Source organism: Angustibacter speluncae (assembly GCF_054777815.1).
In genome coordinates this window covers 17,966-42,649 of the sequence record NZ_BAAHAF010000025.1, presented here as the reverse complement: position 1 = coordinate 42,649, position 24,684 = coordinate 17,966, and the positions used below count along the sequence as shown (strand labels likewise).

Genomic DNA, 24,684 nt, shown 5'->3' with positions numbered 1-24,684 from the left:
GTCGTCGACGGCCGGCTGCGGGCGCGCGCGCTCGTCGGTGCCGACGGGGCCGGCTCCCTCGTCCGCCGGGCGCTGGGGCTGCCCGGGACGCGTCCGGGCCGGACCGCGCTGGCGATCCGCGGCTACGCGCCGGTGCGTCCCGAGCACGCGCGGTCGCAGGTGATCCGGTTCGCCCCCACCCGCTGGCCCGCGTACGCGTGGTCGTTCCCCCTCGGCGACGGTCGCGCCAACGTCGGGTACGGCGAGGTGCTCCGGGCCGGCGAGCCGCTGGCGCGCGAGTCGCTCCTGCAGCGGCTCGAGGAGCTGCTGCCGGGCGTCGCCGACGGCGTGCAGGACTGGCGGGCGCACCACCTGCCGCTGACGACCGGACGGGGGCGCCAGCCCGACGGACGCGTCCTGCTCGCCGGCGACGCCGCGTCGCTGGTGAACCCGATGACCGGAGAGGGCATCTACTACGCGGTGCGGTCCGGCGGCCTGGCCGGCTGGGCGGCCGTGACCGCCCCCGACCCCGGGCGCGCGCTCCGCCGGCTGCTCGCCCGCGCGCTCGGCCCGCACCTGCGCACCACCGACGCCGTCGCCATGCTCACCCGCTGGCAACCGGTCGTCGACGCAGGGCTGGCAGCGGCCCGTCACGACCGCCGGGTGTTCGACGCACTGGTCGAGATCGGTCTGGCCGACGGCCTGCTCGGCCCGGTCGAGGCCGCGGGCGTGGCCCGTCGTCTCCCGCCTGCGCTGCTCCGTGGGCCGCAGCAGGTGTGAGGCGCCCGCTGCTGGGCATGACACCGGCACGGACGACCGGCAGCCGGTGCGAGGAGGATCCCTGTGGACGACAGCGAGGCCAGGACGGCGACGGTGGAGCGGATCGCCGACGTCGCCGGGCGGTGCTCGTGGACCGTCGGCTGCGCCGAGTCGCTGACCAGCGGCGCGATCGCGAGCGCGCTCGGCGCGGGACCGCAGGCGGCCGAGTGGTTCCGCGGTGGCGTCGTGGCGTACGCGGTCGGGGTCAAGCACGACCTGCTCGACGTGCCGGAGGTCCCCGTGGTGAGCCGGGAGGCGGCGCTGGCGATGGCGCAGGGGGCCCGCGCGCGGCTGGGCGCCGACGTCGCGGTCGCGGTCACCGGCGTCGGCGGGCCCGAGCCGCAGGACGGCCTCGAGCCGGGGACGGTGTGGGTCGGCGTCGCCTGGCCGGAGGGCGAGCACGCCGAGCGCCACGTCCTCGACGGCTCGCCCGAGGAGGTCGTCGGGCGCACCACGCAGCGGGCGCTCGAGGTGCTGGCGTCGGCGGTCGAGCGGGGCGCGTGATGCTAGCGTCGCAGCGGTGAGAGGCACCTCCCGGTGAGCGCGCTCGCCGACGACCCCGAGACCGGGCGCGAGCTCGTCGTCCTGCTCGACGAGCACGGCGAGCGGGTGGGCACGGCCGACAAGGCGACCGTGCACCACGACCGCACCCCGCTGCACCTGGCGTTCTCCGCGTACGTCGTCGACCCGGACGACCGGCTGCTCGTGACGCGGCGGGCCCTGTCCAAGAGGACGTTCCCGGGGCTGCGCACCAACAGCGTGTGCGGTCACCCCGCGCCCGACGAGGGCCTCGACGACGCCGTGCGCCGCCGCGCCCGGCGCGAGCTCGGGCTCGAGGTCGACGAGGTGCGGCTCGTGCTGCCCGCGTTCCGCTACCGGGCCGTGATGCAGGGCGTCGTCGAGCACGAGATCTGCCCGGTGGTCGTCTGCCCCGTCGACGACGTGCAGCCCGACCCCGCTCCGGACGAGGTCGAGGACGCCTCCTGGGTGCCCTGGGAGGAGTTCAGCAGCGGCGTCCTCGACGGCACCGTCGCGGTGTCGCCGTGGTGCGCGCTGCAGGTCGCCGAGCTGGTGGGGCTCGGGGCCTCGCCGCGGTCGTGGGCCGCGCAGGACCCCGTCCTGCTGCCTCCCGCGCTGCGGGGGTGAGACGGCGGTTCAGGCCGCCAGCTCGTCCTCGAGCGCGAGCAGGGCCTGCTCGACGACCTCGCCGAGCGCCGGGTGGATCCAGTACTGCGCCCGCGCCAGGCCCGCCACCGGCAGGTCGAGCGACATCGCGAGCAGCAGCGGCTGCAGCAGCACGCTGGCCTGCGGTGCCACCAGGTGCGCGCCGACCAGCCGTCCGGTGCGGCGGTCGGCCACCAGCTTGACCAGGTGCCGGGCGCCGTCGTCGCGGCCCGGTCGCCGGTCGTCCTCCATCGCCCACCCGTACGCCGTGTCGGCGAGGTCGACGACCGCGACGGCCACGTCGACCCCCTCGTCGCGGGCCTGCTCCTCCGTGCTGCCGACGCGCGCCACCTGCGGCTCGGCGAAGACGGCGTCCGGGACGTACCGGTGGTCCGAGACGACCGGCTCGTCGGGGTGCAGCAGGTTCTGCCGCACCACTCGCGCGTCCTGGTTCGCCGAGTGCTTCAGCGGCGTGCGGCTCGACACGTCCCCCAGCGCCCAGACCCCGTCGGCGCTCGTACGCTGGTAGCGGTCGACGACCACCACCCCGTCGTCGTCGGTCTCGATCCCCGCGGCCGCGACGTCGAGCCGGTCGGAGTTGGGGGTGCGGCCGACGGCGAGCAGCAGGACGTCGACCTCGACCTCGCCCGCCGGGGCGGCGTCGTCGTCCGCGGTGGCCAGGTGCAGCACCACCCCGCCGGACGCGGCCCGGCTGACCCGGGCTAGCTCGGTCGAGGTGCGCACGTCCCAGCGCGTGCGGGCGAACGCCGTGAAGCTGGAGGCGATCTCGGCGTCGTGGTCGGCCAGCAGCGTGCCGGCCGACTCGACCTGCACGACCTGCGACCCGAGGGCCTCGAACACGTGCGCCAGCTCGGTGCCGACGTAGCCGCCGCCGAGCACGCCCAGGCGGCGCGGGAGCTCCGGCATCCGCATCACGTCGTCGGAGGTGTACCAGTCGGCCCGCCCGGGGTCGTCCGGCCGACCCGCCGGCGCCGGACCGTCCGGCCCGCGCAGGTCGTCCAGGCCCTCGACCGGCGGCACGACGGGGCGGCTGCCGGCGGCGACGACCACGCGGTCGGCGGTCACCTCCGCCAGCCCGCCGTCGTCGAGCCGCACCTGCAGGGCCCGTTCGCCGGTGAAGCGGGCCTCGCCGAGCAGCAGCGCGACCTGCTCCTCCTCCCGGCGCCCCTTCTCGCCGTCGGCGGCGTCGTGGTCGGTGCGGCCGAACACCCGGTCGCGCACGGCGGGCCAGTCGACGCCGGCCACCTGCGCGTCGACGCCGAACCGGGCGCCCTCGCGCGTCGTCAGCACGTGCTCGGCGGTGCGCACGAGCATCTTGGACGGGATGCAGCCGCGGTTCAGGCAGGTGCCGCCGAAGGTGCGTCGCTCGACGAGGGCCACGGACCACCCGTCGAACGCCTCGTCCACGACGGTGTTCCCCGAACCGGTGCCGATGACGACGAGGTCGTAGTGGGTCACGCGGTCACGGTAGGCGCGCGGCACCCCGCTGTCGCGGCGGCCGCCCACCACCGCTCCAGCGCGAGATCTGCGCGGCTGCGTGACAGCCTGGCGTGGTGACCGCCTCCACCCGCACCCCCGCCGTCCTCGTGCTCTTCGGCGCCACAGGCGATCTCGCGTCGAGGTCGCTGCACCCCGCGCTCTACGCGCTGGAGGCGGCCGGCGAGCTGCCCGGGTCGTTCGCGGTGGTGGGCAGTGGACGGCACGCGCCCGGCGAGGAGGGCGACGACCCCGACGACGCGTACCGCGCGCAGGTGCGCGACGACGTGCGGGCGGCGGTCGACGACGCCGACGACGACGTGCTGGCCCGTCTGCTCGAGCGGATGTGGTTCCGCACGGCCGACGCCGACGACGACGACGTCAACGGCCTCGTGCAGCACGTGCGCGCGCTGGCGGCCGATGCCGGGGACGCCCAGGTCGTCACCTACTTCTCGGTGCCGCCCGACGCCGTGCGCGGCATGACGTCGGCCCTGCACGACGCCGGCCTCCTCGACGGCGCACGGCTGGTGCTGGAGAAGCCGTTCGGGCTCGACCTGGGGTCGTGGCGCGCGCTGCGCGACGACCTGCACGCCGTCGTGCCCGAGGACCGCACGTACCGCGTCGACCACTTCCTGGCCGGTGGCACGGCCCGTGAGCTGCTCACCGGCGCGCCCGACCCCGAGGGGTGGTGGGGGCGCGAGCACGTGGCGCAGGTGCAGGTCGACGTGCCGGAGACGCTGCGGATGGAGGGCCGTGGCTCGTTCTACGAGGACACCGGGTGCCTGCGCGACATGGTGGTCGACCACCTCCTCGGGCTGGTGTCGTGCCTCGCGGCCGACGACGTCACCGAGCCCGCCACCGAGCGGTCGGTGCGCGACGCGCGGGTGGCCGCGCTGCGCACCGTCCGACCCCTGCGCGTCGACGAGGCGGTCTACGGGCAGTACGACGGCTACCGCGACGAGGACGACGTCGACGACGACTCGCAGGTCGAGACGTTCGTCGCCGCACGGCTGCACCTGGACCACCCGCGCTGGCAGGGGGTGCCGGTGCACCTGCGGACGGGCAAGGCGCTGGCCGCCGACACCTCCACGATCACGCTGCGCCGCGTCGGCGGACTCGACCAGCACCTGGAGGTCGACACCGGTGAGGCCTACCAGCGCGTCCTGCTCGGCGTCCTCGACGGCGACCGCACGTGGTTCGTCCGCGACGACGAGGCCGACCTGCGCTGGGGCGTCTGCGAACCGCTCGTGCAGGACCCGCCGCCGGTGCACCGCTACGAGGCGGGCTCGTGGGGCCCGCCTGAGGCACTCGCCCTGCCGACGGGCGGGTGGCACCTCACGTGAACCCGACCCGCTCCGCCCGGGGTTTCCTGCCGATCGCCGACCACGGCCTGGTCGGCGACCTGCGCACTGCGGCGCTGGTGGGCTCGGAGGGCACGGTCGACTGGTTCTGCGCGCCCCGCTTCGACTCCCCCAGCGTGTTCGGCTCGCTGCTCGACGCCGACGCCGGCTCGTGGACCGTCTGGCCGCGGCAGGAGGTCGTCCGGACCCAGCAGTACTACCACCCGGACTCCAACATCCTGGTGACGCGCTTCCTCACCGCCGACGGGGTGTGCGAGGTCCACGACTTCATGCCGGTCCTGCGCGAGCGCGACCCCGACCACCGGCAGCGGCTCGTCCGGCGCCTCGTGTGCGTCCGGGGCGAGGCGCACCTCGACGTCCGGGTGGCGGCACGACCGGAGTACGGCGCCTTCCGGCCCGAGCCGGAACGCGTCGACGACGGCGTGCTGCTGCGCGACGGCGAGCTGGTGCTCGGCCTGTCCGCGTCGGTCGACCTCGACCTCGACGGCCCGGACGTCGTCGCGGACGTCGCGCTGCGGCAGGGCGACTCGGCGCTGTTCGTGCTCGAGGTGATGCCGGCCGACGAACGGGTGCGCGCCTGCGCCGACGAGGTCGACTCGCTGTTCGAGGCCACTGCCGCGTTCTGGCGCGCCTGGATCGGGCGATCGACCTACACCGGCCGCTGGCGTGAGCGGGTCGAGCGCTCCGCCCTCGCGCTCAAGCTGCTCTGCCACGAGCCGAGCGGCGGCATCGTGGCGGCACCCACGACGAGCCTGCCCGAGGAGGTCGGCGGGGAGCGCAACTGGGACTACCGCTACGTCTGGCTCCGGGACGCCGCGTTCAGCGTGTTCGCCCTGCTGCGACTGGGTTTCACCGACGAGGCGCGCGCGTTCGTGCGCTGGCTCTCCGAGCGCCTCGGCCAGGACGACGACGGGCGCGACCCGGCGCTCGGCCCCCTCCGCGTCGTGTACGACCTCGACGGCGGCGACCCGACCGAGCGCGAGCTCGACCACCTCGGCGGCTACGAGGGGTCCCGCCCGGTGCGCGTCGGCAACGCCGCGGCCGACCAGCTCCAGCTCGACGTGTACGGCGACGTCGTCGACTCGGTCTACCTGTTCGACAAGCACGGCCCCGGCATCAGCCACGACGCGTGGCAGGACCTGACCCGCATCGTCGAGTGGGTCGCCGAGCACTGGGACACCGACGACGCCGGCATGTGGGAGGTGCGCGGCCGCACCAGGCCGCACACCACCTCGCGGGTGATGTGCTGGGTGGCCGTCGAGCGGTTCATGCGGGTGGCGCGCCGTCGCGGGCTGCCGGGCGACCTCAGCCGTCTGCAGGGCGTGCGGGACGAGATCTACGCACGGGTGATGGAGCGCTGCTGGGACGACGGGCGCGGCGCCTTCACCCGGGCCGAGGACGACGACGCGCTCGACGCCAGCGTGCTGCTCATGCCGCTGGTGAAGCTGGTGGCGCCGGACGACCCGCGCTTCCTGTCGACGCTGGCCGCCGTGGAGGAGTCGCTGGTCACCGACACCCTGGTGCGGCGTTACGACCAGGACGGCGACGCCGACGGGGTCGACGGCGACGAGGGCACCTTCTCGCTCTGCTCGTTCTGGTACGTCGAGGCGCTGACCCGCGCCGGGCGCCACGACGACGCCCGCGTCGCGCTGGAGAAGATGTTCACCTACGCCAACCACCTGGGGCTGTACGCCGAGCAGATCGGGCTGAACGGCGACCAGCTCGGCAACTTCCCGCAGGCGTTCACCCACCTCAGCCTGATCAGCGCGGCGGTGAACCTCGACGAGGCGCTGGGCTGACCGTGCTCGGCGGGTGAGCGTGCTCAGCCGACCGGCGGCTTCTCCGGCGCCCCCTCCTGCTCCTGGCCGGAGCGCTGGAAGAAGCTGATCCGCCCGTCCGCCTCGAGCACGGCGAGACGGACGTCACCGAGCCGCTCGATGCCCTGCTCGCGCGCGGCGGCGTACAGGTCGTCGAGCGTGATGCGCTCGCTGCGCATCGTCCGCGCCACCGGCTCACCGCCGTCGACCAGGACCACGGGGATGCCGTGCGTGAAGGTGCGCGCCCTCGGCCAGCGCAGGTTCACCCACGAGATGGCGACGGTCAGCAGCGCGAAGGTGCTGACGGCCAGCACCGCGCCGGTCAGCGAGAAGTCCTGCTGGGTCACGCCCTGCTGCACGAGGTCGCCCATCGTCACGAACAGCACCAGCTGGAAGGTGCTCAGCTCGCCGAGCGTGGAGCGGCCGACCACGCGGGTGACGAGCCACAGCACGAGGAAGACGACGGCGGCCCGGACGACGATCTCCACGGCGGTCTCCTGGTGGGTCGGTGGCGGTGGTCAGGGCAGCAGGGTCGTGGTCCACGACAGCTCGCCGACCTGCTCGTCGTCGACGAGCACGCGCAGCGCGGCGTCGCGCCCGACCTGGGCGGCCGGCTGCACGTAGGTGTCGAAGTCGACGACGAGCTCGGTGCTGTCCTCCTGCGGCGCGAACTCGAGGTAGCGCCAGGTCGCGTCACGCGACTCGGACTCCGGCTCGGGGAAGAACCCCTGGGTCTCGAACAGCTCGAAGTACGAGCCGGTCACGGCCAGCACGAGCGAGACGTCAGGGCCGAAGGGCTCGGGCGCGTCGACCCGGACCTGCCAGGTCACGTCGAGACCGGCCCGGGCCAGGCGCGGGTAGCGCAGCGTGGTGCGCCACCCGCCGCCGGCCACCGAGCGGGTGGCGGTGTGCACCCCGAGGGCACCGGTGGCACCGGCCACCACCACCGCGCCCAGGCCGACGAGCACCGCCCGGCGCGCCAGCATGCCGCGGTGCGAGCTCGCGGCACCGCGGACGTCGGCCAGCGTCGAGCCGTCTGGCGTCGAACGCGTCCCGGTCACGGTCACCGGTCTACTCCCGTCGCGGGCGCGCCGCACGCGACGCGCCCGCGGAGGGTGGGATCAGTGCCGGACGGCCCCGAGGGACGCCTCGGGCGGCGGCCAGCGGTCCTTGGGGAACGCGTACTGCTGGCCGCGCGGCCCGATGCGCAGCAGCCGGCCGGAGCGGCAGAGGTGGTCGAGGCAGGCCTCGATCGTCTCGGGCTCGAGCCAGGTGAGCAGGGCCAGGTGGCGAACGTCGACCTGGCGGCCCGTGACGGCCAGGTCGGCGGCGGTGGCCAGGACGCGGTCGAGCGCCTCCACCGGCGGGTTCGCGGTCCGCAACGCACGCGGACCGGTGCTACGGGTCGTGCTGCCGGGCGAACCGGCCTCGAGCATGCTGCTCACGGAAGCCTCCAGGCCTCTCCACCCGGTGCGACGGCACGTCGTTGGACCTCGCCGGGTTTCGTTCAGTCTGCATGCAAGTCGGCCGATCCGCCAGACGAGAACACGACCCTTCCGGCTTCACAGGATCGGCTTGCCACCGGTGACCTCGACGCGGGACCCGGACATGTAGCTGCCCTCGTCGCTCGCGAGCAGCACGTACGCCGGTGCCAGCTCGGCGGGCTGCCCGGGGCGGCCGAGCGGGGTGTCGGTGCCGAACTCGGCCACCTTCTCGGGCGGCATGGTGGCCGGGATGAGCGGGGTCCAGATCGGGCCCGGCGCCACGCTGTTGACCCGGATGCCGCGCGGCCCGAGCATCTGCGCCAGGCTCGCCACCGCGGCCTTCGTCGCGGCGTACGGCGCGAGCTGCGGGCTGGGCTGGTCGGACTGCACCGACGAGCTGCCGATGATCGACCCGCCCTCACCCATGTGCGGCAGGGCCGCCTTCACGAGGTGGAACATCGACGACACGTTGGTGGCGAGGGTGAAGTCCCACTCCTCGTCGCTGATCTCCTCGAGCGTCTCGTGGCTCATCTGGAAGGCGGCGTTGCACACCAGCACGTCGACGCGACCCAGCTCGTCCACCGTCTTCTGCACGATCGAGCGGCAGTGCTGCGCCGACGACACGTCGCCCGGCACCAGCACGCACCGGCGACCGGCGTCCCTGACGTACCGGGCGGTGTCGTCGGCGTCCTGGTCCTCGGACAGGTACGACACGACCACGTCGGCGCCCTCGCGGGCGAAGGCGATCGCGACCGCGCGCCCGATGCCGCTGTCGCCGCCGGTGACGACGGCGACCTTGCCCTCCAGGCGGCCGTGGCCGACGTAGGACTCCTCGCCGCAGTCCGGGACGGGGTCCATCGACCGCTGGTCGCCGGGCGGGTCCTGCTGCTGGGCGGGCTGGTTCACGTCGTCCACCTTCCGGGTCCGGGTGCGTCGGCGCGGTCGCGCCGGTGCGGGCGCCCTACCCGCCCGACCAGCGGGCATGCGCGCGATCCGCGCGGGTAGGGCGCCCGCATGCGACTCACCGTCACCGGGGCCAGCGGCAACGTCGGCACCGCGCTCCTGCACCTGCTCGCCGCCGACGGCGGGCACACCGTCACCGGGCTCGTCCGCCGCCCGCCGCCGGAGGCCGCGCCGTACTCGGGGGTGCACTGGCGCGCCGTCGACCTCGCCGACCCGGCGAGCCTGCCGGACGTGCAGGACGCCGTGGACGGGGCCGACGCCGTCGTGCACCTCGCCTGGGGGTTCCAGCCCTCGCACCGGGTCGACCACCTCGCCCGGTTGGGGGTCGGCGGCACCGCGATGGTGGCCGACGCCGTGCGCGACCGGGCGGTGCCGCACCTGCTGCACGTGTCGTCGGTCGGCGCCTACTCGCCGCGCACGCACCGCGGGCAGGTCGCCGAGGACTGGCCGCGCCGCGGCGTCCCCGGCTCGGCGTACAGCGCGCACAAGGTGGCGGCCGAGGACCTGCTCGACCGGCTCGAGCGCGGCCCGTCCGCCCCGGTGGTGACGCGGGTGCGCCCCGCGCTGGTCGGCCAGGCCGCAGCCGCCTCGGGGCTGCTGCGGTACGGCGCCCCGCTGCTGGTGCGCTCCGCGGCCCTGCGCCGGGTGCCGGTGCTCCCGCTCCCCCGCGACCTGCTCGTGCCGGTGGTGCACGCCGACGACGTCGCCACGGCCCTGCTGGCGGCGCTGCAGCGCCGTCCCGGCGGCGCGTTCAACGTCGGCGCCGGCGAGGTCGACGCGGGCGACGTGGGCGAGGCCTTCGGGGCACCGACGGTGCACGTGCCGTTCGCCGTCGCGAAGGCGGCCGTCGACCTCAGCTGGCGCGCGCACCTGCAGCCGCTCGACGCCGGGTGGCTGCGCCTGGCCGAGCGGGTGCCGCTGCTCGACAGCAGCCGCGCCCGCGACGTCCTCGGCTGGCGACCGACCCGGTCGGCGCGGACGGTGCTCGAGGAGGTCGTGACCGCGATGGCCGCCGGCGGCGCGGGCACGAGCCCGCCGCTGCGAGCGCGCCGGGTGGCCGACGACCTGCGGCGGCTGGTGCGGGAGGGTCCGGTCAGCCGGCGACGGTTCCCCTGACGGCGCTCACTCCCCCACCGGGCTCCGCCGCCGGAGCACCATCGGCAGCACGAGCCAGAGCACGACGAGCACGGCGAGCGTCCCGCCGGCCAGCTCGAACGCGGTCTCGCGGCCGAGGACGACGCTGAAGACGAGCAGCAGCGCGCTCGTCACGCACAGCCCCAGGACCAGCAGACCCGCCTGGGCGAGCAGGTGCGCGGTGCGGACGAGCCGGCCCTTCTGGCGCCGTCCGAACAGCGCCCGGTGCAGGCTCACGGGCGCGACCAGCAGGCTGGTCGCCAGGGCGGCGAGCACCACCGTGACCACGAAGACCGCGCGCTGGAAGTCGTCGAGGTCGCCGAACCGCGACTGGAACGGCAGCGTCAGCAGGAACGCCGTCAGCAGCTGCACCCCGGTCTGGGTGACCCGCAGCTCCTGCAGCAGCTCGTTCCAGTTCCGGTCAGCCCGCTCCTCGGCGCTCTCGTCGCGACCCTGTCGCCGGTGCTCGTCCCTGCGGTGGTCTGCCACGGTGCCCTCCGGGTGCCTGTCGTCCTCCCCCGATCCAGCGAGCACGAGGGTGCACCGTCCGGCCGCGCCGCGCGACCGGACGGCCCGGTCCTCAGACCCCGTGGGTGCCGCGGGCGCGGTCGCGCCCGAGCAGCAGGCCGGCCCCGAGCAGGACGATCGCGAGCACCAGGTGCAGCCACTGGTCGGCCTCGTTCAGCGGCACGAAGTTCGCGGCCGACTCGCGGTCGACCACGAGCCCGTAGACCCAGAGCAGCAGGTAGACCACGCCGCCGCCGACGAGGAACGTCCGCGCGGACCGCGATGTCCTGGCCATGAGCAGACCCGCGACACCGAACAGCAGGTGGACCACGTTGTGCAGCACCGAGACCTGGAAGATCCCGAGCAGCATCGCGTGCGACTCGTGCCCCGCCACCTGCAGCGAGTCGTAGTCGCCGGTGACGCCGGGCACGAAGCCCAGCACCCCGACGAGGAGGAAGGCCGCGCCCGACAGCAGCGCCGCCAGCTGGACGGGCGAGCGGGAGCCACGCTGCGTGCGAGCCGTCGTGGTCGACATGGGGACCTCCGGGTGGATCCGCGCGGCCGGGTGCCGACGGTCGTCGCTGGTAACTACCCGCCGGCGGGCGTCCCATCCGCGTCGTGGGAAACCGTTCCGCGCCCCGCCGTGGCGGGGTACAGTCCCGGCACCACTCGAGCCCCCGGTGGCCGCAGGCGTCCGCGCCTCGATCCCGGGAGAGCCGTGGAGACGTCCCCCCTTTCCCCCACCGCCGTCGCACCGGCGCTCGACGAGCTCGAGCTGCTGCGGGTCCTCGCCGAGACCGACGACCTGACCGGCGTGCTCAACCGCCGCGGGTTCCTGCGCCGCCTCGACGACGTCGCGGTCGGCGCACCGGGCGATCCGGCGGCGGTCCGCGGTGTGCTGCTGCTCCTGGACCTCGACCGGTTCAAGGCGGTCAACGACCTGCACGGCCACCGCGTCGGCGACCTGGTGCTGTGCACCGTCGGTCGTCGCCTGCGCGGGCTCAGTCGCCGCGGCGACCTCGTCGCCCGTCTCGGGGGCGACGAGTTCGCGCTGGTGGCAACGGGTTCGACCGCAGACGACGCGCCTGCGCTCGTCCGTCGGGTCGAGCGGTCGGTGTCGCGGCCGGTGCGGGTGGACGCGGACCTCGTGGTGCGGGTGGGCGTCAGCGTGGGTTGGTGCCCCCTCGCCGCGGAGCCGCCGGCGGCGCTGCTCGCCGACGCCGACGCCGAGATGATGGCCCGCAAGCACGCCCGGCGGACCGGCCCGACGCCGCGGGTCGTCGCGATCGGCACCGAGGACGCCGTGCTGCACCGGGCCTGCGGCGTGGTGATGGGTCGCACCGGCTGCACCGACGCGCAGGCGTGGCGGACCCTGGGACGGCTCGCCCGCACGACCGGGCGCACGCTCGGGCAGGTGGCGGCCGACGTCGTCGCGTCGACCTCGGCGGCGAGGTCGCGGCGCTCGGTCTGACCGCGGCGCTCAGATCGTGACCGCGTGCTCGCCCGCCGCGAGGCGGCGCAGCAGGTCGGAGCGCGGCTGCTGCCCGAGCAGGACGACGCGCACGAAGTCGGTGGCCAGGGCGTCGACCACGCCCTGCTCACGGACCAGGGCGTGCCCGCCCTCGGCCAGCCGCACGACGCCGACGTCGTTCTCGTCGGCCAGGGCGCGTGCCATCGCCAGCGCGCGCCCCTCCGGCGCGACGGCGTCCCGGCTGCCGTGCACCACGAGCACCCGGCGCCCGCGCAGGCCGCGGCCGTCGTCGGCGTGCACCCACGGCGCGAGCGCCACGACACCGCGGACCTGGGTGCGCTCCGCAGCCGCGCGCACGGCGGCGCGACCGCCCAGCGAGTGCCCGACCAGGCACGCGGGGAGCTCCCCGTACCGGTCGCTGAGCTCGTCGAGCGCGTGCACGGCGTCCTGCACGGGAGTGCGCGTGGCGTCCCACCCCCGGTAGGTGTTCACCACCCGCGCGACCAGGAGGCGGCCGCGGGACGCAGCCGCCACCCGCAGGGCCACCGGCACCATCCGCAGCACGGACGGCTGCACCGCGCTCACGGCGGTCGGCTCCGCCCGGCCGGCGCCGCCGTGCAGCAGCAGCACGACGCCCTCGGGACGTCGCGGTGCCGCGACCACGCGCAGCCGACGCGACCCGGATCGGCCGGTCAGGAGCCCTGGTCCCCGCGACCGGTCGTGGACTGCAGCCGGTCGATCAGCTCGGAGGCCTGGGCCTTGGTGAGGTCGTCGGGGACCTCCTCGCCCGCCTCGCGGGCCAGCGTCTGCAGGTAGCTCAGCTGCGGGCCGGTCGCGGGCTCGTCGCCGGTCGTCCAGTCCTCGGGGTCCTTGCGGGGGTCGCCGACCCCGCCTGCGGCAGTGGTGCCGTCGTCGTTCGTCGTCATGTCCCGACCGTAGGCGCGGCCGTCGCCCGGCGCGCGCCGAGCGGCGCCGGGTGTGGACCGGCTCCGGCGGGGTAGGGATCGCACCGCGAGGCGCGCACTGGCGCCGCACCGGCGAGGAGGCCGCCATGGGACCCGTGGACGTGACCGACCCCAGGCAGGACGAGTGGGCGCCCGGCGAGGGCTGGGCGCCCGACGAGGACCGCGAGGAGTACGTCGACCTCGCCGCCCTCGAGCGCGCGCACGCGCAGCAGATCGGCGTGGACGCGCTCGGTGCGCCGGCCTGGACCGCGCTCCCGGGCGCCGGCGGCCGCGACGACGACACCGGTGGTGACGGCGACGAGGGCGGCACCAACAGCGAGGGCGACGACTACGACCCCGACGAGGACCCGGACGCCGACCCCGACATCCTCGACCCGGAGCGCCACAACCGCCCCGAGACCGACTGAGGCGCCGACTCGTCACCGAGGACCCGGGTTCACCGAGGACCCGGGTCCACCGAGGACCAGGCAGCCGACGACCTCCCACCCGATCGGCTCGGGGTGGGAGGTCGTCGGTCGTGGTGCCGGCGGTCAGTACCGGCCGGTGCCGCCGGTCGACCCCTGCGGCCCGTCGGACGAGCGCACCTCCTGCGCCTGGTCCCTGGCCTCGTCCTTGACCTGCGAGGCGGCGTCCTGGGCGGTCTCCTTGACCGACTGCACCGCCTGCTGCGCGGGCTCCTTGAGGTCCTCGACCACCTGCTGGCCCGCCTCCTTCGCCTTCTGCGCCAGCGGCTGCGCCGCGTCCTTGGCCTGGTCGGCCAGCTGCCGCTCCTTCTCGGTGCTCGGCACCAGCGAACCGATCACCGCGCCGACGCCGAAGGCCACCAGGCCGGCGGCGAGCGGGTTGCCCCGCGTGCGGCTCCTCACCGCGCCCGGCGCCTGGGTGACGGCGCTCTGCACACCGCTCGCGGCGTCCGAGGCGGTCGCGGCGACGCCGTGCGCGGAGCCCTTGGCGCCGGAACCGACGTCGTGGGCGGTGCCCATCACGGCCTCCTTGGCCCGACCGGCGGCGCCCCGCAGCCCGGCGGTGCGGCGGCGCACCATCGTCGACGGGCGCACCTCGTGCGTGAGGGCGTTGACGTCCTCACTGAGATCGGCTCGGGTGCGCTCGATCTCGCGACGGATCTCGTCGGGGTCGTTGCTGCTCGTGGTCATGTCCGTTCCTTCCGTCTGCGGTGACGTGCTCATCGGGACGCCGGACGTCGGGCGACGTCGGCGTCGGAGGGCTCGCGCGAGTGGCCCGGCTCGTTGCCCCGGGCGGCGTCCGGCAGGTGCTGGAGGCTGTCCTTGGTGCGCGGCAGGCCCCGCAGGTCGCGCGCCTGCTTGCGCCCGACCAGTGCCAGCACGGCGGCGACGACGGCCCACAGGACCCCCACCAGCAGGCCCGACCAGCCGCGGCCGATGGCGTTGCCGAGGCCCCACCACAGCGCGACCGAGACGAAGACCAGCGCGAGCTGGCCCGCCACGGCGGCCCCGGTGAACGACCCGGCGACGCCACCTGCGGTCTTCGCCTGCTCGCGCGCCTCGGCCTTGGCCAGGGCGATCTCCTGCCGCACCAGCGTCGACAGGTCCGAGGTCACCTCGGCCAGGAGCTGGCCGATGCTCGGCGGCTGCTCGTTCCCCGTGCGGGGAGCGGTGTGCTCGCTCATCGCAGCGGGTCGTCGTAGGGGCCGCTGAGGCCGTCACGGGGCGCCGCGGTGCCGCCCGCGCCGGGTCCGGACAGGCCGGCCGACCCCGACTCCGGGAACAGCGGGTCGCCCTGGGCGCCGGCCACGGTGCCCGGGACGCCGCCCGCGCCGACCACCGGTGCGGGGTCGGCGGGCAGGGGCGCGACGCCGGTCGTGGGGGCGGTGTGCCGCCCGGCCGACGCCGCGTCCCCACCGTCCTCGTGCGCGTCCTTGGCCCCTCGCCCCAGACGCCCGACGAGGAGTCCCGCCCCGAGTGCTGCGGCCAGGAACGCACCCGGCCGACGTCGTGCGAACGACGTCACGTCGTCGAGCAGCTGCGACGGCTCGCGCTCGAGCCAGTCGGCGAGCTGCCCTGTGCGCGACGAGAGCTCGTGCACGAGGTCGCCCGCCTGCCCCTCGCTGGACTCGCCCATCGAGCTGAGGTCGTCCGCGAGGGTGCGGAGCTTGCCCGCCACCTGCTGCTGCTGCTGCTGGGTCTGGTCGTAGAGAGCGGTGCGGCTCTGGCCCAGCAGGTCCTTGGCCTCCCTCTTGCCCTGGCCGACCACCTCGGTGGCCTGCTCCTTCACCGTGCTGCCGACCTGCTTGCCGGCCTCTGCCGTCTGGTGCGCCGTCTGGCTCACGTGGTCCTCCTCGGTAGGGGTCTGGCGCGCGGTGCCGCCCCCGCGGCTGCTGCGCACAGGCCTCGATTACCCACCGCGTTGCGACTCATGCCTTCTCGCGCTGCAGGTCCTCCGCGCGCTGCTCGCGCAGCATGCGTCCGCGTGCCACGACCTCGGCCTCCTTGGCGGCCTTCTTGTCGGCGGCGGAGGAGTCGCGGGCAGGGAGCTGGATGACCTGCTCCGCGGGCAGGCCCGCCTGCAGCTCGCGCCCACGCTCCATCTCGGCGTCGAGCTCCGCGCCGAGCAGCAGGGCGAGGTTGGTGATCCAGAGCCAGAGCAGGAACACCACGACTCCGGCGAGCGACCCGTAGGTGCGGTCGTACGACGAGAAGTTCGCGACGTAGAGCGCGAACGCCGCGGAGGCCACGAGCCACGCGACGATGGCGAGCAGCGCGCCGGGGCTGATCCACCTCAGCTTCGGCTGCTTCACGTTCGGGGTCAGGTGGTAGAGCAGCGCCACCAGGACCACCACCACCACGGCGATGAGCGGCCAGCGCGCGATCGACCAGACGGTGACGGCCGTGCTGCCCAGGCCGATCGCCGACCCCACGGCCTCGGCCACCGGGCCACCTGCCACCAGCAGGACGAGCAGCAGCACGACCAGCACCAGGAGCACGAGCGTCACGACGAGCATGGTGGGGCGGAGCTTCCAGAAAGGGCGCCCCTCCTCCACCTCGTACACGCGGTTGAGCGCACGCCCGAAGGCGCCGACGTACCCGGATGCCGACCAGAGGGCGCCGGCCAGACCGAGGACGAGCGCCAGACCCGCACCTCGCTGCTCGGTCAGACCGGTCAGCACCGGCTCGACGGCTCCGGCGACGTCCGCGGGTGCGACGTCGCGGACGAGCGCGAGCACGGTGTCGATCGACGAGGCGTCCTGCCCCACCAGGCCGAGCAGCGACACGATCGCCAGCAGGGCGGGGAACATGGCCAGCACCCCGTAGTAGGTGAGCGCCGCGGCCAGGTCGAGGCAGTTGTCGGCGCTGAACTCGCGGACGGCGCGCTGCAGCGAGTAGCGCCAGGTCGGCGTCCACAGGTCCTTCGGGCTGTCGGGCTTGACCGGGTGGTCCGGGTTCGGCGCGTGCTCGTCGGTCGGCTGGGTGTCGGGTGTCGTCACGGGTCACCTCTCGGGACGGGTCAGGGGTGCTGGGCCGTGTGGCCGGCGCCGAGCGGCACGGTGTCGCCGCGCGTCACGACGCGCACGTCGGTCGTCGCGGCGTCACCTGCTTCGGCCCAGCGGCGGGTGAAGTCGGCCAGCGGAGAACGGAACACGGTGTAGTCGTCGTAGTGCACGGGCACCGCGGCAGCCGGACGCACCCGCTGCAGCAGCTCGACCCCGCCGGCGCCGTCCAGGGTCACCAGCGCGCCGAGCACCCGCGTCCCGCCGAGGTGCACCACCGCCGCGTCGAGGTGGGGGAACCGCTCCGCGACCTCGTCGAGGTGCGCCCCGAGCAGCGTGTCGCCCGTCAGGTACAGCCGGAACCGCGGGTGCACGCCGTCCTCGAGCGTGAGCACCGAGCCCATCACGGGCGGCAGGAGACGGCCGAGCAGCCCGTGCGCGTGCACGCCGGGCACCGAGGTGATCGTGAGGCGGTGGTCGCCCCGCTCGACCACGTGCTCCTCCCAGGTCCGCAGGCCGTCGACCTCGAAACCGCTGCGCCGCAACCGCCGCTCCGCGTGCGGGGTGCTCACGACCGGCACCGCGCGGTCGAGGCCGCGCCGGGCGACCCGGTCGAAGTGGTCGCCGTGCAGGTGGGAGAGCACCACCGCGTCGAGCGGCGGCAGCTCCCCCACCTCCATCGCCGGCTCGGTCAGCCGCCGCGACACCAGCCCCTTGCCGAGGTAGGCGTACTGGCCCCGGTGCAGGAAGTTGGGATCGGTCAGCAGCGCGAACGGTCCGAGCCGCAGCAGGCACGTGGCCGTGCCGACGAAGGTCAGCGACGCGTCGAGCGGCAACGAACCTCACGCCCTCGCGTCGGGGACCGGTGCCTCGAACCGCTCCCACGCCCGGTGCCGGCGCAGCAGCGTCGTCACCGCGGTGGCCACCGCGACGGGGTCGTCCGCGACGACCACACCGGCCGCCCCGTCCGGCACCCCGGCCGCGGCGAAGGCGGCGGTCGCGTCGCCCCAGGCGCCGACGGCCTTGGCGTGGCGGAACGCCTCGCCGAGGAGCAGCGCCACCCGCGGGTCGACGCCCAGCGCGGTCGCCGCCCCGGCCTTGGCGTCGCGGTCCGGCACCACGTCGCCCCCGGTCGCGGGCGAGCCGGCGAGCAGGACGGCGTCGAGCTCGACCGAGGTGGCGGTGAGGAAGCTGCGCTGCACGGGCACCTGGCCGTCCAGCAGACCCCCGCGCGGCGCGATCACCAGGGTGCGGACACCCTCCGCCAGCAGGGCCTCCTGCACGGCGGTCACGTCGCGGACCGGGGTGTCGGGACGCACCACGACACCGACGACGCGCCCGGTCACCGGCCACTCCTCCCCGACCTGGCGCAGCGCCGGGCTGGGGTCGACGTCGGGCACCTCGAGCGTCGCGGCGGGAGCCGGCAGGCCGAGGCCGTCGGCGACGGCAGCGCACAGGTCGGCGTCGATCTCCGCGAGGCACTGCAGCTGGCGCTCCTTGATCACCTGCTCGTACACCTTGCCGAGCTCGAACGTGTAGGCCTGCACCACGTGCTCCTGCTCGACCGGGGTGAGGCTCCGGTAGAACATCCGGGTCTGGCTGTAGTGGTCGTCGTAGGTCGCGTGGTTGCGACGCTCCTTGACCGCGCCCTCCGGGAGCGGCTGCGGCACCTCGACGAACCCCGCCTCGCCGGCGAGGAACGGACAACCCCCGTCGAGGGAGTTCGGCCGGTACGGCGCCACGCCCACGTGGTCGGCGTCCTGGTGGAACCCGTCGCGCAGCATGTCGTTCACCGGCGCGTGCGCCCGGTTGATCGGGATCTGGTTCCAGTTCGGCCCACCGAGGCGCGTGATCTGGGTATCGAGGTACGAGAACAGGCGGCCCTGCAGCAGGGGGTCGTCGGTGACGTCGACACCCGGCACGAGGTTGCCGATGCTGAACGCGACCTGCTCGGTCTCGGCGAAGTAGTTGCGGGGGTTGGCGTCCAGCCGCATGACCCCGACGGGCTGCACCGGCGCGAGCTCCTCGGGGACGATCTTGGTGCTGTCGAGCAGGTCGATGCCCTCGAACGTCTGCTCCGGGGTGTCGGGGAAGGTCTGCACCCCGAGCTCGTACTCGGGGAAGGCACCGCTCTCGATCGCGTCGGCGAGGTCGCGGCGGTGGAAGTCCGGGTCCTTGCCCGCGAGCAGCTGGGCCTCCTCCCACGTCAGCGAGTGGACGCCGGCGCGGGGCTTCCAGTGGAACTTCACCAGCGTCGTGCTGCCGTCGGCGGCGACGAGCCGGAAGGTGTGGACGCCGAACCCCTCCATCGTGCGGTACGAGCGCGGGATGCCGCGGTCGCTCATGTTCCAGATGGCGTGGTGCTGCGCCTCGGTGTGGAGGGACACGAAGTCCCAGAAGGTGTCGTGGGCGCTCTGCGCCTGGGGGATCTCGCGGTCGGGGTGCGGCTTGCCGGCGTGGATGACGTCCGGGAACTTGATCGCGTCCTGGATGAAGAACACCGGGATGTTGTTGCCGATCAGGTCGAAGTTGCCCTCGTCGGTGTACCAGCGGACCGCGAAACCCCGCGTGTCGCGGACGGTGTCGGCCGAGCCCCGCGAGCCGAGCACGGTCGAGAACCGCACGAACACCGGGGTCTCGACGTCCGGCTGCAGGAAGCTCGCGCGGGTGAGTCCGGCGGCCGTGCCGTACGAGGTGAACACCCCGTGGGCCGCCGCGCCGCGGGCGTGCACGACGCGCTCGGGGATCCGCTCGTGGTCGAAGTGCGAGATCTTCTCGCGCAGGTGGTGGTCCTGCAGCAGCACCGGGCCGCGTGCGCCCGCCTTGAGCGAGTGGTCGGTGTCGCGCAGGGGGATGCCGTGCGCGGTCGTCAGCCGCGGACCGGACTGGGCGCGGGAGTCGACGGGTGCCCCGGTCGGGGTGCCCGTCGGGGACACCAGCGCCGCCCCGCGCTGGTCCGGCTTGGCGGGCAACGGCTCCCGCGGCTCGGTCGGCTCGTCGGACGCCGGCGGCTCGACACCGGGGGCGCCCGGCACCGCACGCTGCTGCGGGTTGCGCCGGTCGTCCTGCTGCTCGTCCTGGGCGGCGGTGCGGTTGTCGTCGCTCACGGTGGTGTCCTCCTGAGGGGTGGGGGTTCTCCGGGGTGCTACCCGGGTGCCCGGGTCGCATGCGCGCTCCCACCCGCGGGCTCCGGTTGTCCCGCCCGGCGAACGGTGGTGGAGTGGACGTGGACGGTCAAGACGTCGCCGCCTCCGCAGCACGCACTGCATCCGGGAGCAGCGATGGACCACGACCTCGTGCGCGAGCACATGCCCCTGGCGCGATCCCTCGCGCTCCGGTACCGCAACCGCGGCGAGCCCGTCGACGACCTCGTGCAGGTGGCCTACCTGGGCCTGGTGAAGGCGGTCGTGGGCTACGTGCCCGGGCGCGGCCCGGCGTTCAGCGCCTACGCGGTCCCCACGATCACCGGCGAGCTGCGTCGGCACTTCCGCGACCACGGCTGGGACGTGCGCCCACCGCGGCGCCTGCAGGAGCTGCGCGCCCGGGCGCGGGTCGCGTCGTCGCGCCTGGAGCAGGACCTCGGGCGCGCCCCGACGGCACGCGAGCTCGCGACCGACCTCGGCGTCGGCGTCGACGAGCTCGCCGAGATGCGTTCGGCTGCAGAGGGGTACGACACCCACTCGCTCGACGCCCCGGTCGGCGTCGACGCACCGTCGACCGACACCGACCCCCGCCAGCGCGACGACTCCACCGACCTCGAGCTCGAGGAGCTGCTGCGGTCGGAGACCGTCACGCCGCTGCTGGAGGCGCTCCCCGAGCGGGAGATGCTCGTGCTCGCCCTGCGCTACTACGGCGGGTGGACCCAGCAGGCCATCGGCGAGCGGATCGGCGTGACGCAGATGCAGGTGAGCCGCATCATCTCGCAGTGCCTGACCCGGCTGCGGTCCCAGCTCGACGACAGGACCGCCGCTCAGGCGACCGCGACCTCCCAGGCCCGCTCCACCTGCGCGCCGACCACGTCGGCCGCGTAGCAGGACTCCACCCGGTCGCGGCCCGCGACGCCCCACGAGAGCCGGCGGAACCGCCCGGCGCCGACCTCCTCGACGGCGCGGCCCAGCCGGCCCGCGGCGTGCGGGTCGCCGAGCCGGCCGGTGAGGCCGTCCAGCACGGCGGTGCGGGCGGCGGCGCCGTCCAGGGCGACGACCGCGCGCGCCCGGTGCATCGCGACCAGCGCGGAGAGCGCGGACGAGGGGTCGCTGCGGGTCGCCACCACGGCCGCGCTCCTGTCGACGGCCCCGACGAGCTCGGCGGCCTCGAGCCGACCGACGCACTCGACCCTCCCGGCGTCGCCGGCCCGGGCGACCGCCTCGACCAGCCGGGTCCGGCGGTCGCGGTCCCGCTCGTCCGGGCTGGCGACGACGAGCCGCAGCCCGGCGCGCCGCGTCGACCGGACGAGGTCCAGGAGCACGCGCGAGTCGGCCGGAACGCCCGACATGGTGAGGACGTAGTCGTCGCAGTCGATCTCGTCGTGCATCGGCGCGGAACCGGCACACACCCGGTCGGCGACGAGCGCGCCGTCGAGGCACTGCACCACGCGGTCCTTGGGCGTGCCGTGGTGAGCCACCACCTCCGCGTCGGCCGCGGTCGGGGTGAGCACCGCGTCGGCGGCCCGCAGGACCAGCGGCCACAGCACGGCAGCCGGGCCGGGCCGCGCCGATGCCGGCTGCGCGAGGACGACGACCGGCGTGCCGGTCTCGCGCCGGGCCGCGATCGCCGCGGCGGCCGCGACGACGTCGAGGGCGTGCACGAGGTCGGCGTCGCCGTGCCGCTCCACGACGGTCGCGGCCAGCCGACCGATGCCGGTCGACCACGAGTCGGGCAGCACGTCGCCGTCGAGCACGTCGGTGGTGACCTGGTGGCCGGCCGCCTGCGCGGCGAGGGCGTCACCCAGGCCGGGTGGCGCTGCGACGAGGTCGAGGTGGCGCAGGGACGAGGGGGACGTGCTGAGCAGGGCGGTGCGCACGTGGGGCTCCAGACGCGGTGGACGTCGCGCCACGGTGCTGGAGCGCAGACCCGAGGGAGGTCTGCCGCCAGCATCCTGCGGTCCGGCGCCTGCGGCAACCCGGGGCGGTGGCCTGGAGGCGCGCTTCACGGTGGTCGTGCCGCCCGCGCAGGTGCCCGGCGCCGACGCCGTGCTGCAGGCCGAGCGCTGGCGGCTGCACGCGTTCCCCGTGCACCACGAGGGCACCGCCCTGGTGGGCCTCGTGGCCGTCGACGTCACCGACGACGCGGGGCTCGAGCTGGCCGATCCCCAGCCCGCGGTGCAGAGCGCCGACGTCCTGCACGTGGCCGACGACGCACCGGCGGCCGCCCGGCGCGCGACGCCCTGACGCCGCCCTGACGGCGCGGCCCTACTGCCCGTGGCCAGGTGAGGCCGGGACGCCCTCGGTCGGCGTCGCGTCGTCGACCCACCGCAGCACCGCACCGCACCCGTCGGCCGGCGCCGGGCCGCCGTCGTCGCGGTCGAGCAGCGTCACCCCGGCTCCGGTGCCGACGGCCGCCCACACCATCGCCGTGGCGGCGTCGACCCGGGCGCCACGGTCCGCCGCTCCCGGCGGCAGGTCCTCGTGGTGGGCCGCGAGGTGGCGCGGGTCGCCGCACGCCCACAGCGACCGGTCGCCCAGCGCCTGCTCGTCGAGCAGCAGCTCCTCGACCTGGCCCCGCGCCAGCACGGCCGCGGTGTCGTCCAGGCCCTGGGTGGCCTCCCGGCCGCGGCCCACCGCACCGGACCACCCGTCGACGACCTCGGCCCGACGGCGCCCGACCTGCTCGCGCACCGCGGACGCCACCTCCTCGGCTACGTCCCCGGACCCGTCGGCCACCGCCGCGCGGCTGCCGGACGCCAGCCGCACCAGCCGCTCCCGCACCGACCGGGGCAGGCGACGCCGTCCCGGTGCGCGTCGGGGGCCTGCGCCACGTCCTGCTCCGCGGGCGCGAAGGGGCGCGCGCCTTCTACGACACCGACCTGATGGTGCGGACCGGTGCCGTGCCGCGCCGCATCTCGGGCGTGCTGTTCGGCGAGGGCGCCGTGCACGGACTCGACGGCGAGGCGCACCGGCACCGCAAGGCGATGTTCCTCGACGTGCTGTCCCCGTCCCGGGTGGCCGCCCTGGAGGACGCGGTGCGGCGGGAGTGGCGCCGGCACCTGGCCGAGGGCGGCCCCGTCGACGGCGCCCTGTTCGAGGTCGCGTCCGACGTGCTCTGCCGCAACGTCTGCGCGTGGGCGGGCGTGCCCGACGAGCGGGCGCCGCCCGATCTCGCAGGCACCCTGCGCGACATGGTCGAGGGAGCGACCGGGATCGGTCCGCGGCACGTGCGGGGCCGGCTCGCCCGCCGCCGCGGCGACCGGTGGGCCGCGGCGCTCGTGGGCGCCGTCCGGTCGGGCGCGGTCGTCCCACGGGACGGCAGCGCCCTCGCGGCGGTGTCCACGCACCGCGACCACGCAGGCCTGCTGCTGCCCGAGCGCACCGCCGGCGTGGAGCTGCTGAACGTGCTGCGCCCGGCGGTCGCCGTCGACCGGCTGGTGGTGTTCGCCGCCATGGCCCTGCACGAGCACCCCGTGTGGCGCACCCGGGTGCGCGACGACGCCCGCGACGGCGACGACGACCTGGAGCGGTTCGTGCTCGAGGTGCGTCGTCGCGCGCCCTTCGTGCCGGCGCTCGCGGCCCGGCCGGTGCGCGACGCCGTGGTCGACGGCGTGCGGCTCGCCGCCGGGCGCCGCGTGCTGCTCGACGTGTTCGGCACCGACCACGACCCGCGTGCGTGGCCCGACCCCTTCCGGTTCGACCCCGACCGGTTCCGCGACCGACCGGTCGACCCGCACGAGCTCGTCCCGCAGGGCGGGGGCGACCACGCCACCGGCCACCGCTGCCCCGGCGAGTGGGCGACCACCGCCCTGCTCCGGGGCTCGGTGCGGGCCCTCGCCCAGGACCTGCGGTACGACGTGCCCCCGCAGGACCTGCGGGTGAGTCCGAGACGCGTGCTGGGCCTGCCGCGAAGTAGATTCCTCGTGAGCGGTCTCTCGGTCGCGGGCTGACGGTCGCCCGCGCGCCGCAGCACGAGGAGGAACGGCGTGGTCGAGGAGAGCACCCGGGACGGTCGGGCTCCCCTGGAGGGTCTCCGTCGGTGGACGACGACCGACGGCGGTGGGTCCGCGACGTGGTCGCAGCAGGACGGTGCCGCGTACCTGGACGGCACCGCGTCGGAGGACGGCGCGACCTTCCAGGACGGGCGTGCGAACCAGGAGGGCGAGGTCGTCGAGGCGGCCCGCCGACTGGTGCAGGTGCTCGTCGACAGCGCGACCACCGACCGGCTCGACGCCCGGCGCGTGCTCGGCTTCGCGGCGCGGGCGGTGCCGTCGGCGGGCTGGAGCGGCATCACCCTCCTGCGCGCGGGCCGCCGCCCGACCAGCGTGGTGGCCGTGGGCGACGTGGGCACGGAGGTCGACGCGCTGCAGCACTCGCTGCGCGAGGGGCCGTGCATCGACGCCGCCGCCGAGGACGACGTGGTGGTGGTCGACGACGTGGCCACCGACTCGCGCTACCCCGTGTTCGGCCCGCGGTGCGCCGACGAGATCGGCGTGCGCAGCATCCTGGCCGTCCGCGTCCAGCTCGAGGACGGCGAGCGGCGGGCCGCGCTGAACTTCTACGCCGACCGGCCCGGCGCGTTCGGCTCCGACGACCTCGCCGTCGCCGCGCTGTTCGCGCCGTTCGTCGGCCTCGCCGTCGAGGCGCACCTCAACGCCGAGGAGGTCGCGCACCTGCAGCAGGCGCTCGAGAGCTCGCGCCAGATCGGTTCCGCCGTCGGCATCCTGATGGCGCACGGGCGGCTGACGTCCGACGCCGCCTTCGCGCAGCTGGTGCAGGCCAGCCGCACCCTGAACCGCAAGCTGCGCGACATCGCCGACGAGGTCACCCGCACCGGGGCGCTGCCCGCCCCCGCCCCGCGCGGTCGCTGACGCGGCGACACGCCGCACCCACCGTCAGGTCAGGTGGGTG

General features: G+C 75.4%; 29 protein-coding genes. 12 read left to right on the top strand and 17 right to left on the bottom strand.

Annotation, left to right across the window (positions count from 1 at the left end; genetic code table 11):
* The 3 genes from ACYVKY_RS02890 to idi form a co-directional block, all read left to right on the top strand.
* Nucleotides 1-759: FAD-dependent monooxygenase (locus ACYVKY_RS02890; protein WP_460433485.1), on the top strand; the 759-nt coding region annotated here is incomplete at its 5' end.
* Between the two features lie 63 nt (nt 760-822).
* Nucleotides 823-1,302, top strand: a complete 480-nt coding sequence (locus ACYVKY_RS02885; protein ID WP_460433484.1) for a CinA family protein — start codon at nt 823-825, stop codon at nt 1,300-1,302.
* Nucleotides 1,303-1,335: 33 nt separating this feature from the next.
* Complete coding sequence (gene idi, locus ACYVKY_RS02880; RefSeq protein WP_460433483.1) at nt 1,336-1,944, top strand: NUDIX hydrolase; 609 nt, start codon at nt 1,336-1,338, stop codon at nt 1,942-1,944.
* Between the two features lie 9 nt (nt 1,945-1,953).
* Here the strand turns inward: idi and ACYVKY_RS02875 are convergent, their stop codons facing one another.
* On the bottom strand, nt 1,954-3,441 hold the full coding sequence (locus ACYVKY_RS02875; protein ID WP_460433482.1) for a mycothione reductase: 1,488 nt from the start codon (nt 3,439-3,441) through the stop codon (nt 1,954-1,956).
* Between the two features lie 95 nt (nt 3,442-3,536).
* On the opposite strand from ACYVKY_RS02875, the gene ACYVKY_RS02870 reads away from it, so the two are divergent.
* Both ACYVKY_RS02870 and ACYVKY_RS02865 read left to right on the top strand, forming a co-directional pair.
* Nucleotides 3,537-4,802 (top strand): glucose-6-phosphate dehydrogenase, encoded by a 1,266-nt coding sequence (locus tag ACYVKY_RS02870; RefSeq protein WP_460433481.1) that lies wholly within the window; start codon nt 3,537-3,539, stop codon nt 4,800-4,802.
* A complete protein-coding gene (locus tag ACYVKY_RS02865) occupies nt 4,799-6,619 on the top strand; it encodes a glycoside hydrolase family 15 protein (RefSeq protein ID WP_460433480.1) in 1,821 nt (606 codons plus the stop codon). Before ACYVKY_RS02870 ends, ACYVKY_RS02865 begins: the two co-directional genes overlap by 4 nt.
* Nucleotides 6,620-6,642: 23 nt before the next feature.
* Here ACYVKY_RS02865 and ACYVKY_RS02860 read toward each other — a convergent pair whose 3' ends face one another.
* The 4 genes from ACYVKY_RS02860 to ACYVKY_RS02845 all read right to left on the bottom strand — a co-directional run bounded on the left by ACYVKY_RS02860 (nt 6,643) and on the right by ACYVKY_RS02845 (nt 9,027).
* Nucleotides 6,643-7,125 carry a DUF421 domain-containing protein gene (locus ACYVKY_RS02860; protein WP_460433479.1) on the bottom strand — a complete coding sequence of 161 codons (483 nt, stop codon included), beginning with the start codon at nt 7,123-7,125 and terminating at the stop codon, nt 6,643-6,645.
* 30 nt (nt 7,126-7,155) lie between these two features.
* Entirely contained in the window at nt 7,156-7,698 is a 543-nt protein-coding gene (locus ACYVKY_RS02855) for a hypothetical protein (RefSeq protein WP_460433478.1), read from the bottom strand.
* A gap of 60 nt (nt 7,699-7,758) precedes the next feature.
* Nucleotides 7,759-8,082 (bottom strand): hypothetical protein, encoded by a 324-nt coding sequence (locus ACYVKY_RS02850; protein ID WP_460433477.1) that lies wholly within the window; start codon nt 8,080-8,082, stop codon nt 7,759-7,761.
* Nucleotides 8,083-8,199: 117 nt separating this feature from the next.
* Nucleotides 8,200-9,027, bottom strand: coding sequence for a Rossmann-fold NAD(P)-binding domain-containing protein (locus tag ACYVKY_RS02845; protein WP_460433476.1), 828 nt, complete (start codon nt 9,025-9,027; stop codon nt 8,200-8,202).
* A 108-nt stretch (nt 9,028-9,135) separates the two neighbouring features.
* Here ACYVKY_RS02845 and ACYVKY_RS02840 point away from each other — a divergent pair, with 108 nt between their 5' ends.
* Nucleotides 9,136-10,200: a Rossmann-fold NAD(P)-binding domain-containing protein gene (locus ACYVKY_RS02840; protein WP_460433475.1), complete on the top strand. Its 1,065-nt coding sequence runs from the start codon at nt 9,136-9,138 to the stop codon at nt 10,198-10,200.
* Nucleotides 10,201-10,206: 6 nt separating this feature from the next.
* On the opposite strand, the gene ACYVKY_RS02835 is transcribed toward ACYVKY_RS02840, so the two are convergent.
* Together ACYVKY_RS02835 and ACYVKY_RS02830 are read right to left on the bottom strand one after the other, a co-directional pair.
* Nucleotides 10,207-10,707: a DUF6328 family protein gene (locus ACYVKY_RS02835; RefSeq protein ID WP_460433474.1), complete on the bottom strand. Its 501-nt coding sequence runs from the start codon at nt 10,705-10,707 to the stop codon at nt 10,207-10,209.
* A 91-nt stretch (nt 10,708-10,798) separates the two neighbouring features.
* A complete protein-coding gene (locus ACYVKY_RS02830) occupies nt 10,799-11,260 on the bottom strand; it encodes a DUF4383 domain-containing protein (RefSeq protein ID WP_460433473.1) in 462 nt (153 codons plus the stop codon).
* 183 nt (nt 11,261-11,443) lie between these two features.
* On the opposite strand from ACYVKY_RS02830, the gene ACYVKY_RS02825 reads away from it, so the two are divergent.
* Entirely contained in the window at nt 11,444-12,196 is a 753-nt protein-coding gene (locus ACYVKY_RS02825) for a diguanylate cyclase domain-containing protein (protein ID WP_460433472.1), read from the top strand.
* A 9-nt stretch (nt 12,197-12,205) separates the two neighbouring features.
* On the opposite strand, the gene ACYVKY_RS02820 is transcribed toward ACYVKY_RS02825, so the two are convergent.
* Nucleotides 12,206-12,859 carry an alpha/beta fold hydrolase gene (locus ACYVKY_RS02820; RefSeq protein ID WP_460433471.1) on the bottom strand — a complete coding sequence of 218 codons (654 nt, stop codon included), beginning with the start codon at nt 12,857-12,859 and terminating at the stop codon, nt 12,206-12,208.
* A 29-nt stretch (nt 12,860-12,888) separates the two neighbouring features.
* Nucleotides 12,889-13,122 carry a DUF3072 domain-containing protein gene (locus ACYVKY_RS02815; RefSeq protein ID WP_460433470.1) on the bottom strand — a complete coding sequence of 78 codons (234 nt, stop codon included), beginning with the start codon at nt 13,120-13,122 and terminating at the stop codon, nt 12,889-12,891.
* 125 nt (nt 13,123-13,247) lie between these two features.
* Here ACYVKY_RS02815 and ACYVKY_RS02810 point away from each other — a divergent pair, with 125 nt between their 5' ends.
* Nucleotides 13,248-13,568, top strand: coding sequence for a hypothetical protein (locus ACYVKY_RS02810; protein WP_460433469.1), 321 nt, complete (start codon nt 13,248-13,250; stop codon nt 13,566-13,568).
* Nucleotides 13,569-13,691: 123 nt separating this feature from the next.
* Here the strand turns inward: ACYVKY_RS02810 and ACYVKY_RS02805 are convergent, their stop codons facing one another.
* From ACYVKY_RS02805 to ACYVKY_RS02780, 6 genes are all read right to left on the bottom strand, one after another.
* A complete protein-coding gene (locus ACYVKY_RS02805; RefSeq protein ID WP_460433468.1) occupies nt 13,692-14,315 on the bottom strand; it encodes a DUF3618 domain-containing protein in 624 nt (207 codons plus the stop codon).
* Nucleotides 14,316-14,344: 29 nt separating this feature from the next.
* Nucleotides 14,345-14,809 carry a phage holin family protein gene (locus ACYVKY_RS02800; protein ID WP_460433467.1) on the bottom strand — a complete coding sequence of 155 codons (465 nt, stop codon included), beginning with the start codon at nt 14,807-14,809 and terminating at the stop codon, nt 14,345-14,347.
* Entirely contained in the window at nt 14,806-15,468 is a 663-nt protein-coding gene (locus tag ACYVKY_RS02795) for a hypothetical protein (protein ID WP_460433466.1), read from the bottom strand. Before ACYVKY_RS02795 ends, ACYVKY_RS02800 begins: the two co-directional genes overlap by 4 nt.
* Nucleotides 15,469-15,553: 85 nt before the next feature.
* Nucleotides 15,554-16,624: a YihY/virulence factor BrkB family protein gene (locus ACYVKY_RS02790; protein ID WP_460433465.1), complete on the bottom strand. Its 1,071-nt coding sequence runs from the start codon at nt 16,622-16,624 to the stop codon at nt 15,554-15,556.
* Between the two features lie 20 nt (nt 16,625-16,644).
* Nucleotides 16,645-17,463: an MBL fold metallo-hydrolase gene (locus ACYVKY_RS02785; protein WP_460433464.1), complete on the bottom strand. Its 819-nt coding sequence runs from the start codon at nt 17,461-17,463 to the stop codon at nt 16,645-16,647.
* A 6-nt stretch (nt 17,464-17,469) separates the two neighbouring features.
* Nucleotides 17,470-19,662, bottom strand: coding sequence for a catalase (locus tag ACYVKY_RS02780; protein ID WP_460433488.1), 2,193 nt, complete (start codon nt 19,660-19,662; stop codon nt 17,470-17,472).
* A gap of 246 nt (nt 19,663-19,908) precedes the next feature.
* Between ACYVKY_RS02780 and ACYVKY_RS02775 the strand changes: the two genes are divergently transcribed.
* The gene (locus ACYVKY_RS02775) at nt 19,909-20,658 is read left to right on the top strand and encodes a sigma-70 family RNA polymerase sigma factor (protein ID WP_460433463.1); all 750 of its coding nucleotides are present in this window, start codon (nt 19,909-19,911) and stop codon (nt 20,656-20,658) included.
* On the opposite strand, the gene ACYVKY_RS02770 is transcribed toward ACYVKY_RS02775, so the two are convergent.
* A complete protein-coding gene (locus ACYVKY_RS02770; protein WP_460433462.1) occupies nt 20,598-21,650 on the bottom strand; it encodes a glycosyltransferase family protein in 1,053 nt (350 codons plus the stop codon). The two genes, ACYVKY_RS02775 and ACYVKY_RS02770, sit on opposite strands and share 61 nt — an antisense overlap.
* A gap of 130 nt (nt 21,651-21,780) precedes the next feature.
* On the opposite strand from ACYVKY_RS02770, the gene ACYVKY_RS02765 reads away from it, so the two are divergent.
* Nucleotides 21,781-22,017 (top strand): hypothetical protein, encoded by a 237-nt coding sequence (locus tag ACYVKY_RS02765; protein ID WP_460433461.1) that lies wholly within the window; start codon nt 21,781-21,783, stop codon nt 22,015-22,017.
* Between the two features lie 21 nt (nt 22,018-22,038).
* Here ACYVKY_RS02765 and ACYVKY_RS02760 read toward each other — a convergent pair whose 3' ends face one another.
* Nucleotides 22,039-22,554 carry a hypothetical protein gene (locus tag ACYVKY_RS02760; RefSeq protein ID WP_460433460.1) on the bottom strand — a complete coding sequence of 172 codons (516 nt, stop codon included), beginning with the start codon at nt 22,552-22,554 and terminating at the stop codon, nt 22,039-22,041.
* A gap of 26 nt (nt 22,555-22,580) precedes the next feature.
* On the opposite strand from ACYVKY_RS02760, the gene ACYVKY_RS02755 reads away from it, so the two are divergent.
* Together ACYVKY_RS02755 and ACYVKY_RS02750 are read left to right on the top strand one after the other, a co-directional pair.
* Nucleotides 22,581-23,723: a cytochrome P450 family protein gene (locus ACYVKY_RS02755; RefSeq protein ID WP_460433459.1), complete on the top strand. Its 1,143-nt coding sequence runs from the start codon at nt 22,581-22,583 to the stop codon at nt 23,721-23,723.
* Nucleotides 23,724-23,759: 36 nt separating this feature from the next.
* Nucleotides 23,760-24,644, top strand: a complete 885-nt coding sequence (locus ACYVKY_RS02750) for an ANTAR domain-containing protein (RefSeq protein ID WP_460433458.1) — start codon at nt 23,760-23,762, stop codon at nt 24,642-24,644.
* The last annotated feature ends 40 nt before the right edge of the window (nt 24,645-24,684 follow it).